Origin of the sequence: Ferruginibacter sp. (assembly GCF_049840995.1) — a bacterium.
Classification (GTDB): Bacteria; Bacteroidota; Bacteroidia; order Chitinophagales; family Chitinophagaceae; genus Ferruginibacter.
Genome location: NZ_JASGIP010000003.1, coordinates 282,399 through 298,098 on the forward strand (window position 1 = coordinate 282,399; position 15,700 = coordinate 298,098).

The 15,700-nt window shown below is 43.3% G+C and carries 10 protein-coding genes; 4 read left to right on the plus strand and 6 right to left on the minus strand.

Translation table 11 applies throughout. The annotated features are described in order from the left end of the window. Window positions 1–33: 33 nt before the first annotated feature. From QM738_RS02785 to QM738_RS02805, 5 genes are all read right to left on the minus strand, one after another. The gene (locus QM738_RS02785) at window positions 34–1,782 is read right to left on the minus strand and encodes a T9SS type B sorting domain-containing protein (protein WP_462275159.1); all 1,749 of its coding nucleotides are present in this window, start codon (window positions 1,780–1,782) and stop codon (window positions 34–36) included. Between the two features lie 41 nt (window positions 1,783–1,823). After that, window positions 1,824–3,398 carry a DUF1501 domain-containing protein gene (locus QM738_RS02790; RefSeq protein WP_462275160.1) on the minus strand — a complete coding sequence of 525 codons (1,575 nt, stop codon included), beginning with the start codon at window positions 3,396–3,398 and terminating at the stop codon, window positions 1,824–1,826. Between the two features lie 19 nt (window positions 3,399–3,417). Beyond that, window positions 3,418–5,097, minus strand: a complete 1,680-nt coding sequence (locus QM738_RS02795; protein ID WP_462275161.1) for a DUF1800 domain-containing protein — start codon at window positions 5,095–5,097, stop codon at window positions 3,418–3,420. Window positions 5,098–5,230: 133 nt separating this feature from the next. Then, window positions 5,231–5,659 carry a hypothetical protein gene (locus QM738_RS02800; RefSeq protein ID WP_462275162.1) on the minus strand — a complete coding sequence of 143 codons (429 nt, stop codon included), beginning with the start codon at window positions 5,657–5,659 and terminating at the stop codon, window positions 5,231–5,233. A 203-nt stretch (window positions 5,660–5,862) separates the two neighbouring features. Then, window positions 5,863–7,707: a 2-oxoacid:acceptor oxidoreductase subunit alpha gene (locus QM738_RS02805; RefSeq protein WP_462275163.1), complete on the minus strand. Its 1,845-nt coding sequence runs from the start codon at window positions 7,705–7,707 to the stop codon at window positions 5,863–5,865. A 125-nt stretch (window positions 7,708–7,832) separates the two neighbouring features. Here QM738_RS02805 and QM738_RS02810 point away from each other — a divergent pair, with 125 nt between their 5' ends. The 4 genes from QM738_RS02810 (at window position 7,833) to QM738_RS02825 (ending at window position 13,802) form a co-directional block, all read left to right on the plus strand. Beyond that, window positions 7,833–8,960, plus strand: a complete 1,128-nt coding sequence (locus tag QM738_RS02810) for a formimidoylglutamase (protein WP_462275164.1) — start codon at window positions 7,833–7,835, stop codon at window positions 8,958–8,960. Between the two features lie 138 nt (window positions 8,961–9,098). Further along, window positions 9,099–10,424, plus strand: a complete 1,326-nt coding sequence (locus tag QM738_RS02815; protein WP_462275165.1) for a D-alanyl-D-alanine carboxypeptidase/D-alanyl-D-alanine-endopeptidase — start codon at window positions 9,099–9,101, stop codon at window positions 10,422–10,424. Window positions 10,425–10,519: 95 nt separating this feature from the next. After that, complete coding sequence (locus tag QM738_RS02820; protein ID WP_462275166.1) at window positions 10,520–12,757, plus strand: PKD domain-containing protein; 2,238 nt, start codon at window positions 10,520–10,522, stop codon at window positions 12,755–12,757. A 289-nt stretch (window positions 12,758–13,046) separates the two neighbouring features. After that, a complete protein-coding gene (locus QM738_RS02825; RefSeq protein ID WP_462275167.1) occupies window positions 13,047–13,802 on the plus strand; it encodes a hypothetical protein in 756 nt (251 codons plus the stop codon). 22 nt (window positions 13,803–13,824) lie between these two features. Here the strand turns inward: QM738_RS02825 and mutL are convergent, their stop codons facing one another. Continuing rightward, window positions 13,825–15,663: a DNA mismatch repair endonuclease MutL gene (gene mutL, locus QM738_RS02830; protein WP_462275168.1), complete on the minus strand. Its 1,839-nt coding sequence runs from the start codon at window positions 15,661–15,663 to the stop codon at window positions 13,825–13,827. Window positions 15,664–15,700 lie beyond the last annotated feature (37 nt).

Consider the following 15,700-nt stretch of genomic DNA (forward strand, 5'->3'; position numbering starts at 1 on the left):
CCTTTTTCTTTATCCAGACAAAACTAATTTCTTTTATCGCAGCAGCAACACCGTGCCTTGTTTTTGTACCTGCTGCCTGTTACTGGGTTTGGTATAGATAACTGTCCATACATAAGCGCCCATATTCAGTTTCTTATCATTGAGTGTTCCATCCCATCCTTCCAGTGGGTCGTTGCTGAAAAATATTTTTTCGCCGTAGCGGTTAAAGATCGTCATGCTGTAATTGGACATATCACAGGGATGCAGGGGCCGGAATACATCATTCAGTCTATCACTGTTAGGCGTAAACGCATTTGGTAATAACAGAGTACAGGGACAATCCTCAAAAACAACTTTGGTTGCTGCCGTATCCCTTCCGCAACCATTTTGCCCGATGATACGGTATATGCCTGTTGTTGTAGCACTGAAGTAACCGCCTACTGTACCATCCTGCCATACATAATCAGGTGCATTGGCAATGGGTACAATAGTATAGGGCTCGCCCCTGCACAAAGTAGTATCTTTTGGCAATTTCAATTGCAGTGTATCATTGAACACTACGTTCAGGCTATCCCGGAATACGCAATGCCCCACCATGGCTGTTACTGTATAAAAGCCGGGTTTGTAAACATAGTAAGTGGATTGATTGGTATTATTCTGATCATCCCGCTGTGGCGGAATGGATTCCCATTTATAGATACCGGTACCAAAGTCGGCATCCAGCACCAATGTATTGCCCTGGCAAATAGCCGTATCATTAAAATTTAATTGTTTGTCTCCACGGTAACGTACGATCATTGTGTCCACCACTTCGCATTGTTTGGCTACTGTTACAAACGCCCAGTACCGGCCCCCACCTGTAATTGTGATAGTGGAATCCATATCTATATTGTAAGCCACATCATCATACACATTCAGCCCTTTGCTGCTCCAGGCATAGCTGGTGGCGCCGGGCACATGCGCTGTTAATGTAAATATTTCTTTGGGGCAAAGCAAGGTATCGGGCCCAAGCGAAAACGGTGGTGCAGGATAATTATTGAAATTGATATTTACAGTATCACTATAAGCGCCACAACCCGGCACATCAATATCCACTATGTATTGCCCGCCCGGCGCTGTTACAGGTAATTGCGCCTGTGTAAAATTCAATACGGTTCCGTTATGCCGCCATTTATAAACAGCATTTTCGCTGGAAGCATCCAATGTAAGATTTTCTCCCTGGCAAAGTGTATGATCCCTGCCAAGATCGAGTTTAGGTTCCCTGGTAAAAAATACACCGATGGTATCTGTTACCTCGCAGCCATTTATTTTTACGGTGTAAGCGCCGCTTTCTTTTACTGCCAACACAGGGCCCAGTGTTGCAGTATCATCATTCCATTCGTAAGTGGCATTGGGTATCAACGGCGCATTGAGTATATACGTTCCCGTATCTCCGCATAAAAAAACATCGGGGCCAAAATTATACGCCACCGGCAAAATAAAATCAATCGTATCTGTAAGATCGATCGTGCCTGCGCCCCCATCTTCCACATGCAGTGTAATGATGTAAGTGCCCGGCGTATTAAAGGTGTGCAGCGGCTGCTGAATGTCTTTTGCTGTATTGAGTAATCCACTCGCAGGATCGCCAAAATTCCAGAGTATGGTGGAAGGGAATTGCGCTGTTTCAAAAACTGTAGAGTTGAACGTTACCGATGTGCCAGCGCAGGTGGTGCTGTGCTGTATGATATAATTTACCTGTGCCGCCGATCTTTTAGCAACAAAGACCAGTGTACAAAAAAATATGACTGTAAGTAAGCGCTTCATTATGGGGTTTATTTTTAACAGCAGGGTATTGGTTTTAAATTTTATCCTCTTACTTTAAGCATGGGTCTCACCTGTTGCAACGAATCATTCTGCAGCCTTGCATAATAAACACCACTAGGTAACCCTTCGGCTTTAAAAGTAACCGTGTAAGTTCCGGCGGTATATACTTTATCTACCAGTGTGGTGATACGGCGGCCCATCGTATCAAATACCTGCACCAATGTGTGGCCTCCCGCTGTTTTAAAAGTAATATTGGTAGATGTTGTAAAAGGATTGGGTGTATTGATGATCAGGTTATCGCCTAATTGATTCAGCGTCTGCATATCCATATTGCAGGCAGTTGATTTTATCACCGGCAGGTATTGATAATTTTTCAGCAATACTGTATCTACATCCTGCGGCGGCAGGCAGAACCAGTCCCTTAATATGGTTGAGTAAACGGATCTGAAATCGTATTGCATCGGCACATTATCTACCGCCTGCCCTGTAGCAGGTATGGCAGGATTTTTTCCGAGTATGCCCTGCTTCACACTTTCGCCAAATAAAAACACCGGTTGTGCGGCACCGTGATCTGTTCCTAAACTGCCGTTGCTTTGCATGCGTCTTCCGAATTCAGAAAAGGTCATGCCCAGCACTCTTTGTGATACACCTAAAAATTTCAGGTCTTTTGTAAATGCAGTGATGGCTTCGGATACCTGTTTTAATAATGCACTATGACTGCCGGTAAGTGTATTGCCGCCATTTACCTGGCCCGCATGCGTATCAAACCCACCCATGCCTACCATGTACACTTTTGTTTTTAATCCGCCCGCCACCAATCTTGCCACAGCTTTTAATTGGGCAGCTAAATAATTATCAGCAGGGTAAGGCGACTGTTGTGTAACTTTTGCTGCAGCTGCTTTGATCACTTCTGCATATTTATTGGTTTGCTTTGCGATGGTGCGCAGGTAAGTCAGTTCCACACCGCTCGGTGTATTGGGTGTAGGATCCTGTATTGCATCGATGAGATTATAAAAATTCAAGCTTTCGTCAATGGCGAGTGCATCAAAACCTGTGGGGCTTAAGAACACGGGTGATAATACCGAGCCTATCTGCAATGCCAATGGATCGGGCATCGCATCGTTCGGAAAACCTACAGGATAATTAGGGAACTGGTAATTCAGATACCTTCCTGTCCAGCCTGTTGACAGGTATTGTTCAGCATCGGCACCGGTCAGCCATATATCCATGGAACGGAAATGCGAACCATTGGCAGAAGGATAACCCACAGCCTGTATAGCACATAACTGTTCATCATTGTACAGTTGCTGCATACCGGTCATAGAAGGATGCAAACCTGATTTAAGATTATTATTCAGCTTCAGCACTTTATCTTCCGGTATAGCAATATTGGTGCGTATGCGGTTATAGTCACTATAGAATTCGAGTGGTATGATCGTGTTCAAACCATCATTGCCGCCTGATAACTGGATCAGTACCAGCACATGATCGTTATCCACTGCACCCAGTGATTGCAGGAAAGCAGAATTACCGAATGCTTTTACGGATAGCCCTCCCAGTAAGGAAGGCAGTAAGGCACCCTGTATAGTTTGTTTTAAAAAGGAACGTCTTTGCATAGCAGTAGAATTGGATGGTTTAACACAAATGATATTCGGGCAGGTTCATGATGTATTTATACAGGGAACGCAGCCTGCTGAGCACAATGGCTTTTGCACCTGCATCGGATGGATTGGCTTTGTAGGCATCCCAGGCATTGGTCCAGTAATAATCCTGCAGCTGGCCGCTTAATAAAATGGATCGCTTGATAAATTCTTTTCCGCTGCCGGATAATGGATAGCGCAATAATATTTCCAGTGACTGATCAATGAGTAAATTGGGATCGCCGGGATTGGCCAGCTGACCGGCAAATGCCAATGGATCGATGAGTATGTTTTGATTATTGCTCATTACCCCATCAGCTATCATTCGGTCGGTAAAAATATTTCTTCGTGTATACGTTGCTGTATTAACCCATAGTTCGTGAAAGGCAGGCTCCTGGTAGTAAGCGTACCAGCCGGCCACTTCCGGTATGGCACCCAGCTCCTGCTGCATTTCGGCCGCTTCGTATTGTATGCTTTGCCATACGGCATAAGTAGCTTCGTTATTGCTGCTGTCGGGCATTTGTACATTGTATTCATTGCACAAGTCCAGCACAAAATCCAGCGGGCTTTTGATGATACAGGCAGAGGAGTACACCATATCGTAAAAATGTTTGCTCTTGAAAAGCGTGGCCAGCACGGGCTGAATATTGTAATTGTTGCTGCGGAATATCTGCGCCAGCGGTGTAATGATGGTTTGCTCGATATTGCTGTCGATCTTATAATAAATAAAAAAGCGGTAGAGCTTACGGCAGATATGTTTGGATACTTCTTCGGTTGAAAAGATCATATCCAGCAGCGCATCCACTTCGGTAGCACCATTGGCACCACTAAAACCTGTGATGATCTTATTGCCGTAAAAATTGGAGAATTCTTTATTGGTGGCATCATGTTTACCAGCGTCGAAAAAATAGGTGAAGGTGGTAGGGCTTACAGTGTGCCCTGTTAATACCAGTGCCGCCGCCTTTACATCATCTTCCGTGTATTTTGAATTGGGGCCTTTCCCAGCGGTATATAATTCCTGCAGTTCCCGTGCATAATTCTCGTTCGGCGATCCTTTGATATTACTATCACCATTCAGGAAGTACAGCATTGCCGGATCGATAGTAATGGCTTTTGCCATTGTTTTAAAATTGCCCAGTGCATTTTGGCGCAGGGTAAGATAATGATCGTACCAGAACCTTGCTTTTATTTTATCGGTGGAAGTGCCGGTGTTGGTGGCAAAATGATTGTGCCAGCATACCGTTAATTTTTCGTGTATAGAACGTTGCGCATTCACTGCCTGGCCCAGCCACCAGGTTTTGAAGGAGCTGATGCGTTTTTCATTCAGTTCTTTATCTGCAACAGCAATCCCGGTATTGATCCATGTTTGCCAAAGCGCCACACCGGTGGGATCGGTATAACCATCCACACTATAATTATTTAAAGGAACAGTTGATGGAGCAGCAGTGGGTTGCAGCAATTCATCCACGGCCTGCTGCATGGTCTTTGTTTTAAAATATTGTACATCTTTCAGTTTTGCACCAAACAATGTTCTTTTTAAAAGATGTACTACCTGTGCCGTATCCCATGTACCGGTATATTCCTGCAGGCCTTCGGTTAATGGGCCAAAAAAAATTTTATCCGCAGTATGCACGTGTTGTTGTACAGTTGCCTTGGTCAGCAGCGTTTCATTCATATTGATTGGATATAGGTTTAACAGCTATTACAAACAGTAAGGGTCAATTCAGTAATCAATTCTGCTGAGGTGTAAGGATGAAAAGGGTTTGGTTTATGACGCAGATCATTTAACAAATAATCTGCCAAATATCTTAATAGTCTAAAAAACTGGTTGAAAACTTTCCGGCGTTGAGCAATAATGTTTTTGTTTTGGTAGAATTACTAACCCTGATAGTAAAAACACCTTCTGTAATGCCGCCTTTCTTTTTCTGCAGTTTGGTAACGGTTACTTTATTAGCAGTATCGGCAACTGCATTGGCATAAGTAACACCCAACGAATCTGTATAGCTGGCGAATATCTCTGTGTTATTGTAAGCACGGGCGCTATCACCTGTAACCCTGATGATCAGATTATTTTTACGTACTGTACTGTCGGGCATTTTTCCTTCAATAGCAGTGGTGTATAAGCTGCCTACATTTTCTTTTCTTGCTGTGGTAATTGTAAGTGCAACAGCAATGGTATCCTGCTTAAAACTGATCAAAGATCCGGCAACTTCCGGCTCGGGAGCTGGCGTTATCACATCATCCTGTTTACTACAGGAACTAAAAAATAATGTAGATGAAAAAATGAGAAAGGCGAACGGAATATTTTTCATAGACAGCTGTGTTGGATAAAAGGTTTAAGGCTTCTATTGCTGCAATATCAATGCCATTCTTAATATACTGCAATAAAAAAATCCCGGCATTGCGCCGGGATCCTATTAACCTGCTGTGCAGGAATTATTTACAGCATTGTTTTTATTGCATCCACCAGTTCGCCTTTTGTAATGGGCACGCCCATTATTTTATTATAGCCTTTAGCATCTACAAAATATACATCCCTGATGATCTTTACCAATTGCCCGTTATTGATCTCTGGTACCAGTACCGTATCAAAATTCTTCAATATCGCTCCCAGGTTTTTAGGGAAGGGACGTATATAGCGTAAGTGCGCATGACTTACTGCATGGCCTTCGGCCTGTAATACCGTGCAGGCGCTTTTTATAGCTCCATAGGTACTGCCCCAGCCCAATACCAGTACTTTTCCTTTTTCCGGTCCGCTGTCGAGTTTTTGCTCAGGAATATAATTTGCGATCCTGTCTACTTTTTCCTGCCTTGTTTTTACCATGTGCTGGTGGTTATCACTATCGTAACTGATGTTACCGGTGATATCCTGTTTTTCCAAACCGCCCACCCTGTGTTCCAGGCCTGCAGTGCCCGGTATGGCCCAGGGCCTTGCCAGTTTTTCATCCCGCTGGTAAGGCATGAATTTTCCATCCACAATATTATCAGCTGATGCAAATTTTACAGTGATGGCAGGCAGGTCATCTGCTTTCGGAAATTTCCAGGGCTCGGCGCCATTGGCAATATAACCATCGCTTAAGAACATTACAGGTGTCATGTGTGTTACAGCGATCCTCACTGCTTCATATACCGCACTGAAGCAATCGCTCGGCGTGCTGGATGCTATTATCGGCATCGGGCATTCCCCATTGCGGCCATAATATGCCTGCATCAGGTCGCTCTGTTCTGTTTTGGTGGGCAAACCGGTTGATGGTCCGCCACGCTGTATGTTTATGATCAGCAGGGGTATTTCCAGCATTACTGCAAGGCCCATTGCTTCTGCTTTTAATGCAATACCCGGTCCGCTGCTGGTAGTAATGCCCAGTGCACCACCATAACTGGCACCAATAGCCGAAGTTACCGCTGCTATCTCATCTTCTGCCTGGAAGGTCTTTACAGCAAAATTTTTATACTTACTTAATTCATGCAGGATATCGCTTGCAGGTGTAATGGGATAGCTGCCCAGGAATAATGGCAGCCCGCTTTTTTGCGATGCCGCTATCAATCCATAGGCCACCGCCTGGTTGCCCATGATGGAACGGTAAGTACCAGGTTCCATTTTTGCTTTTTCCACTTTGAATCTTGTGGTAAAAGTTTCGGTGGTATCGCCATAATTAAAGCCTGCCTGCAGCGCTCTTACATTACTTTCAAATATCTCTGGTTTTTTTCCGAATTTTTCTTTTATAAAGCCGATAGTATTTTCCATGTCGCGGTTGTACATCCAGTACAAAAAGCCCAGTACAAACATATTCTTTGCACGGTCTTTTTCCTTTACGCCCATGGTGATGTCCTTCAATGCCTCCCGGGTCATTTTAGTAACATCTATCTTTATCACTTCAAAATTGCCCAGGCTGTTATCTTCCAGCGGATTTACTCCTTCGGGGTAATTGGCCAGGCGCAGGTTCTTTGCATCAAAGCCATCTACATTGGCAATGATCTTACCGCCGGGCTTCAATGCTTTCAGGTTTGTTTTTAATGCCGCTGCATTCATGGCCACCAGTACATCGCAGGCATCACCGGGGGTAAACACACGGTCGCTGCTAAAACGCAGCTGGTAACCGCTCACTCCCGGTAAGGTACCGATCGGGGCACGTATCTCTGCAGGAAAATCGGGGAAAGTGGCCAGGTCAATACCCATTAAAGCGGTATTATTGGTAAACTGGTTACCGGTCAGCTGCATACCATCTCCGCTATCGCCGGCAAATTTTATTACTACATCTTTGAGAACTTCTTCTGTATAGCCCATCGTTATTAAAATTGTGGAAACGAAGTTAATGGTTTACACTTTTTAATGCCTGATATTTTTGCACTTTTTACGGTAACGTTTGCACAATCTGGGATTATTAAATTAGGTTTGCCCAAATTTTTTAGATGTACGACCTGCATGATTTCCTGGAGCCGGTTTCGGTGAGTTCCTTTAACGAGGATAATGGTTATAACGACGGACAGTTTGCCAAGCATATTGCGGTATTTGAAACGGAGATGCCCGACATTACTGAGATTGATATTGTATTGGTGGGTGTAACGGAAACCAGGGGCGCCGGCATCTTTAATCCCACTGCTTCTGCACCGGATGCCATCCGCAAGCAATTGTACCAGTTACATTACTGGCACAAAGAAGTAAGCATTGCAGATATCGGCAATATTAAGACAGGCGCCAATTTAAGCGATAGCTATGCCGCTGTTAAAACCGTGCTGGCCGAACTGCTGCGCATGAATAAGACCGTGGTGATACTGGGTGGCAGCCATGATATTACCCTGGCCCAGTATTTTGCTTATGTGGAATTAAAGAAAGTGGTGGAAGCTACCTGCATTGATGCCAATATTAATTTAAGAGGCGAAAGCCCCGAACGCAGTGAGAATTTTTTAATGGAAATGCTTACTGGCGAACCCAACCTGGTGAAGCATTATAATCATATCGGCTTCCAGAGTTATTTTGTACATCCCCGTATGCTGGAAACGATGGATAAACTGCGTTTTGACTGTTTCCGGCTGGGCATAGCCAAAGAGAATATGGATGAGATGGAGCCCGTGATACGCAATACCAATTTACTGAGCTTTGATATGAGTGCCATTAAATATGGTGATGCTCCCGCTTCTTTCCAAAGCCCCAATGGCTTTACCGGCGAAGAAGCCTGCATGCTTACCCGCTATGCCGGCATGAGCAATAACCTGAGCAGTTTTGGTATTTATGGTTACCTGCCGCAGCACGATGTGCAGGAACTTACCGCCAAACAAATTGCACAGATGTTGTGGTATTTTATTGATGGCCGCAACCGCCTGAAACACGAAGCGGCTATTGAAGACCGCAGTAACTTTAATGAATACCATTGCCATTTTACCGAAGTGGAGACCACTTTTTTACAAAGCAAAAAAACCGGCCGCTGGTGGATGCAGCTGCCCAATAAAAAATATATTGCCAGCAGTTATAAGGATTATACTTTGGCCAGCCATAACGAAATACCCGAAAGGTGGCTGAGGGCGCAGGAGAGGAATTAGGTTACGGGTTGTTTTTGTTACGGGTTTGTTTTGTTAGCGGATAGGAAATGTTCAATTTTCAATGCTCAATGTGCAATGTTCAAGTAAGAGCAATTGTGCTTAAATAGTTTTTCTGTTTTGAAAACAATAACTAAAAACATGAAGGGTAACAGCCTTACAACATTATTCATTATCCATTGTTCATTATTCATTATTTTCTCCTCCTGTTCCGTATCCAGGCAAATTGCAAAGCAAGCCAATACCATTTTATTAAAGGATAGCGCTGTAAGTACCGGCCATATCGGTATCAGTATTTATGATCCTGTTGCCAATAAGTATTTATACGACTATAATAGTTCGCATTATTTTATACCGGCAAGTAATACCAAGTTGTTTACGTTGTATGCGGGGATGAAATATTTGGGGGATAGTTTGCCTGGTGCACAGATTATTGAATATGCAGACGAGGTTGATGTGAAAGCTACAGGCGATCCAACATTTTTAAATAGCGAATATCCTTTTCAACCACTTTACAAATATTTAACTTCTACTTCAAAATATATATGGAGTATACCGAGTGATTGGCAAGCCAATCATTTAGGTAGAGGATGGGCATGGGATGACTACAACAGCGATTATATGGCTGAACGTTCTGCACTTCCGATTTATGGGAACCTGGTAACGTTTTCTGGTAAGAAAGAAAGCATTCAATTCTATCCCAAGGTGAGCAAAATAGAAAATTTCAGATTCGACAACGTGAACGCTGAAGGTGAATTTATCACTAAAGTTCAAAGGGACATCAATCAAAATATTTTTGCTATTACATTGGGTGGAAATCAACCTAATAAAATCCAGATACCTTTTCATACTTCAGAAAGTCTTTCCTTTCATTTATTAGAAGATACTATAAAAAAAAGTATCGGTTTTTTGAAAGACAATTATACGACCCCGATAAAGACATTTACTATCCACTCCCAACCCACCGACTCTCTCTTTAAACCCATGATGCACCGCAGCGATAATTTTTTTGCGGAGCAGACCTTGTTAATGGCGAGCAACGAACACTTAGGTTATATGAATGATGAAAAGATCATTGATACTATTTTAAATAAAGACTTAAAAGATGTTCCGCAAAGGCCCAAATGGGTGGATGGCAGCGGGCTGAGCCGTTATAATTTATTTACACCGCAGGATTTTATTTATATACTGAATAAAATGAAAAATGATTTTGGCCTGGAACGCATGAAAACGATACTGGCTACCGGTGGTGAAGGCACCCTGTCTTCTTATTATAAAAAAGATGCAGGTTTTATATATGCTAAAACAGGCACTTTAAGCAATAATTGCGCTTTAAGCGGGTATTTGATCACTAAAAAAGGTAAACTGTTTTTATTCTCCATATTAGCCAATAATTATATTACCGGCGCCACGCCCATACGCCGTGCTGTAGAACGGTTTGTAGAACAACTACGGGAAAAATATTAGGCATTTATTTTTTTTCAGGCAACACAATCTAAAAAGGGGGTATCTACCTTAAACAGAACGAAAAACCAAATTACCCTTTTTAAAAAATGTTTGTTATGAAAAAATTTATTACCCTATTGCTGATCGTACTCTCAGCATTTAGTTACCGCTCCGCTGCCCAGGGTACACTCACCTGCAATGCCGATTTTACCGTGCAATTCATCAACGGTAATACGGTAAAATTTGTACCGGTACAACCAGGTGATTCTTTCAATACTTATCACAACTGGAGCTTTGGCGATAATAGTTATGCTGGTAATGTAACTTCTCCCACGCATACTTACAGCGCTCCCGGCACTTACGTGGTGGGGCACTCTATTGTAAGGTATGTAAATGGCGCTACCTGCAGCGACACGATCAATAAAACTGTTGTGATACAGGGCACCACTGTATGTAACCTGCAATCGTATTTTACCTGGCATGTTGATTCCACCAGCTGGAATACGGTGCATTTTCAAAATCAATCGCAGCCTTACGAAGCCAGTGATTCCATCCGCTGGAATTTTGGCGATGGTACTATCATCAATGGTTTAGTGGGCACACTTTCCACCCCTTCGCATGTATACGCCAATGCAGGTACCTATAATGTATGTATCCGCGTAAAGAAAAATAATAACACTACCGGTACGCCCTGCGTAAGTGAGATTTGTAAAACTGTAGCAGTTACTGCACCTAATCCCTGCAACCTGACCGCTGCGTTTACATGGTATACCGATTCGCTGAATGTTATTTCCATTCACTTTTTAAATCAATCACAACCATTTGATCCGACTGATTCCATCCGCTGGAATTTTGGTGATGGCACCATCATCAATGGTTTGGTGGGTACACTTTCTGCACCGGTACATGTATATGCCAATGCAGGCACTTACAATGTTTGTATCAGGATCAAGAAAAATAATAACACCAGCAGCACGCCTTGTGTAAGGGAATTGTGTAAAACAGTTACGGTTACCATTCCTTGTAACTTTACTGCCAACTTCAGTTCTCACCCCGATTCATTGCACCCGCAGCGTATCCTGTTCACCAATCTTACTGCGCCTATTGGCACAGCCGATTCTGTAAGATGGACCTTTGGTGATGGTACTGTTCTCAATGGCATACAGGGTAACCCTGCTGTTGCCAACCCTGTTCACGAATATGCACAACCAGGCACTTATACAGTTTGTTTAAGAGTAAAAAAGAACGGCAATGCTGCCGGCACCACCCCTTGCGTAAGAGAGATCTGCAAAACAGTGGTGGTTACTTCCCCTTGCAACTTCCAGGTAAACTTCAGCATGCACAGGGATTCACTTATTCCACGCAAAGTTTATTTTACCAATCTTACTGTTACCACTTCGGCTAATGCTATTGTTAAATGGAGTTTTGGTGATGGGACTTATGCCACTACCTGGAATGCAGATCATACCTATGCACAACCGGGTACTTACGTGGTTTGCTTAACGGTACAGTTATCGGCCACCTGCATCAGGGATAAATGTGATACCATTGTTATTCCTGCAACACCATCCTGCCTGGAGATCTCTAAATTCAAATACGAAAAATCGCCTGTTGATAACCAGCTGTACAAATTCACTCCTGATTATCTCAGCAATGATATCGTGTACACCTGGACCTTTGGCGATGGCACCGGCAGTCATGACCCGATCGTACTGCATCACTATGCACAGCCCGGCACTTATATTGCCTGCTTAACTGCATGGCGTGGTCCTAATTGTGCCAGCACCACCTGCAAGGAAATTAAAGTGTTGCCACAGATCAATTGCGATAGCATTCATGTAAGCTATACATACCAGAAAGATCCGTTTGTACCTAACAAGATCTATTTCTATGCCAACGCCAATTACACGATACTGGATCAAACCTGGACGATTACAAGGTTAAGCCCTGCCACCACACCACCGGTGATACTGCACCAGAACAACCCGGTATATGTATTTCACGATACCGGTTACTACAATGTTTGCTTAAAAGCAGTGATGCTGGGTGGTTGTATAAAAGAATACTGTCACGTAATCCATATCGAACAGGTGGTGAATTCAACCTGTGAGTTGCAGGCTTATCCTAACCCTGCCAGCAACGTGGTGAACGTAAATGTTACGCTTACACAACCTGGAATGATAGACGCTTATATCTATAATGCCATGAACATGCTGGTGAAAGAAAAGCACCAGGCGGGCATTACCGGCAACAACCTGGTAAGCATCAATATCAATGATCTTACACCGGGATTATACAATATCAAATTAGTTTACGGGGGCAAAACCTGCTATGCCAGGTTTACCAAACTATAGTACTCTGGTTTCATGATAATAGAAAAAGAGGCCCTGCAACATATAGTTGCGGGGTCTTTTTTTAATGACAATGCCATTTTAAAAAATACCGTTTTCCCTCTCAAACGCTTGCCCGAAGCGAGTTTATAAACACCCTGTTGATTTATTTATTTTTCGCAGCTGAAAATTTCTGAATATATTTATCGGAAATTAAACCCTGATGCCTTGGCTAGCCTTATTCCTTTCGTTGTCGGTTGCTGTAACTAAACCACTCCCCACAACAGTTTTGCCTCCTCATACGCCGGCTTTTATGCCTGCAGAAAAGGTGATGTCCTACAAATTGGGCGACAGGATGATCAACCTCAAAATGATACAGTACGGACCTGCTACCGGCACCTGCTGCATCAATCTGCACGATGATGAAAGCACTGCGGTACAGGCTGCCCGTGCTATTTTAGAAGATAAAGGCGGTGTCATCATCAAGATAGAGAACAATGCACAACGCATGATCCGTTTTAAATTCAAGGGTCTTAATTATATGTTCGATCCCAACAGGATCTTTTCCCGCAAAGGTATCAGCCTTACCCTTACTGCCAATGGAAGGATCAATCCGCTGGCCATTGATGAAGTGGAAAGATTTGCTGCACATATACTGGAAATGATACCCGACAGCATCTCCTGTGTAATTGCATTGCACAATAACACGGATGGTGATTTTTCGGTAAAAACATACCAGCCCGGTGGTAAAAGACAAACGGATGCCAAATCAGTATATGCCGATAACTGGCAGGATGCTGATGATATTGCTTTTACTACGGATGAAGACCTCTATTCAAAAATGTCTTCATTTGGGTATAACAGCATTCTGCAGGACAATGTGAATGTGAACAGGGATGGCAGCTTAAGCGTTTATTATGGTGAGCTGAACAGGCGCTATATCAATATTGAAACACAGCATGGCAAAACGGCTCAATACAAGGAAATGCTGGGCAGGTTGCTGTATATTTTAGACGAAGAGAAAAAGCCTGTTGCAGTAACAGCGCATGATGATAAAGATTCCGATTAATTATTTTTCAGTCGAGAGCATTTTACCTTCCAAACATTTTATCCAGTTCATCTTTTTTAAACTCCAGGTAAGTAGGTTTACCGTTGGGTGTAATATTAGGCGTATTACAGTTGAACAATTCTTCCACCAAAGTTTTTAACTCCTCATTACTAAGTGTGACCCCCGCTTTTATGGATTGCTGTAAAGCCATTGAGCGCAGCAGTTTTTCGCGGCGGGTATATTTAAGGTCGCTGCTGAAATGCTTGTACTGTTCCAGCATTTTTTCCACGGCGATTTTTTCGTTGCCATCGGCAATACCTGCAGGCGAGCCCTGTATCACAAAAGTATTATTACCAAAAGGTTCCAGTAAATAACCCAGTTGATTGAGATCGGGCAATAGTTCATTCAGCAACACCGCGTCGGCTACAGAAAGTTCTAAAGTAACCGGGAACAAAATGCGTTGCGTGGGCATTGGTTTTCCCTCCACCGCAGTGGCAAACTGTTCGTACAATATCCTTTCATGTGCATTTTGCTGGTGTATAAGATAATAGCCTCTGCCCGTTTGTAAAACGATATAACTGTTTTGCAGTTGCATCAATCGGTCTGTATCTACTGCCTGTTTAGTACTTGTATGCAGCGCCTGTTGTATATGTTGTGGCGCTTCTGTTAATGATGGTTTATCAGCAGCAGTTTTATTAGCTGGTTCATAGAAATCTTTCCAGTGCTTCAATTCACTTTTACTTTCAATAAAATGCGATTGATTTTTTTGTGTGAAAGTATTGTAAAGAGAAGACGAAGTGGCCGATGATTTTTTTTCATCGGTAAATGGTTTGCTCACCGCATCCAGTTGCTGTATGGAAACATCCAGGTCAAAATCGAGGGTGGGTGTAATGCTGAATTGCGCCAGCGCATGCTTTACAGCCGACTGCACAAAGGCATATACGATCTTTTCGTCTTCAAATTTTATTTCCTGCTTGGTGGGATGCACATTGATGTCCACCTGTGATGGATCCAGGTCAATGAACAGCGCATACATGGGGAAACTGTCTTTGGCGATCATCTCGTCAAAAGCGCTCATTACCGCATGATTGAGATAAGCACTTTTGATAAAACGGTTGTTCACAAAAAAGTATTGATCACCCCTTGTTTTTTTGGCCGTTTCGGGTTTGCCTACAAACCCGTAGATGTTCATGTAGTCAGTATTTTCGTGTACGCTTACCAGTTTGGCGTTATAGTTATTGCCCAGTATCTGTACAATGCGTTGCTTTAAAGTGCCTTTATCTAAATGAAACACCTGCTGGCCATTGCTGGTAAGTGAAAAAAAGATGTCGGGGAACGACATGGCCACTCTTATAAATTCATCTACAATATGCCTTAATTCTGCCGGGTTGCTTTTTAAAAAATTCCTTCTTGCCGGCACATTGAAAAAAAGATTCTTCATGGCAATGCTGGTACCGGTAGTGGCAGCAATAGGTTCCTGTTTTACAACAAGGCTGTTCTCTATTTCCAGGTAAACCCCTGTTTCATCATCCGCTCTCTTGGTCTTTAGTTCCACCTGCGCTACGGCCGCAATACTGGCCAATGCTTCTCCACGAAAGCCCATGGTCTTGATCCTGAAAAGGTCATCAATATTACTGATCTTGGAAGTGGCGTGTCGCTCAAAAGCCATGCGGGCATCGGTCTCGCTCATACCCTTGCCGTTATCAATAACCTGTATCAGCGATTTACCGGCATCGGCAATAATGAGCCTGATCTCGGTGGCGCCTGCATCCACGGCGTTTTCCAGCAGCTCCTTTACGGCGCTGGCCGGCCGCTGGATCACTTCACCTGCAGCGATCTGGTTGGCAATGTTATCGGGCAATAATTGAATAATATCGGGCAAGAATCCTCCTCTTTGATTTAGTTGGCAAAAGTCGCGA

Coding starts and splice junctions, on each gene's coding strand:
- QM738_RS02785 (WP_462275159.1), bottom strand. CDS start 1,782: ATGAAGCGCTTACTTACAGTCATATTTTTTTGTACACTGGTCTTTGTT.
- QM738_RS02795 (WP_462275161.1), bottom strand. CDS start 5,097: ATGAATGAAACGCTGCTGACCAAGGCAACTGTACAACAACACGTGCAT.
- QM738_RS02790 (WP_462275160.1), bottom strand. CDS start 3,398: ATGCAAAGACGTTCCTTTTTAAAACAAACTATACAGGGTGCCTTACTG.
- QM738_RS02825 (WP_462275167.1), top strand. CDS start 13,047: ATGCCTGCAGAAAAGGTGATGTCCTACAAATTGGGCGACAGGATGATC.
- QM738_RS02815 (WP_462275165.1), top strand. CDS start 9,099: ATGAAGGGTAACAGCCTTACAACATTATTCATTATCCATTGTTCATTA.
- QM738_RS02805 (WP_462275163.1), bottom strand. CDS start 7,707: ATGGGCTATACAGAAGAAGTTCTCAAAGATGTAGTAATAAAATTTGCC.
- QM738_RS02810 (WP_462275164.1), top strand. CDS start 7,833: ATGTACGACCTGCATGATTTCCTGGAGCCGGTTTCGGTGAGTTCCTTT.
- QM738_RS02820 (WP_462275166.1), top strand. CDS start 10,520: ATGAAAAAATTTATTACCCTATTGCTGATCGTACTCTCAGCATTTAGT.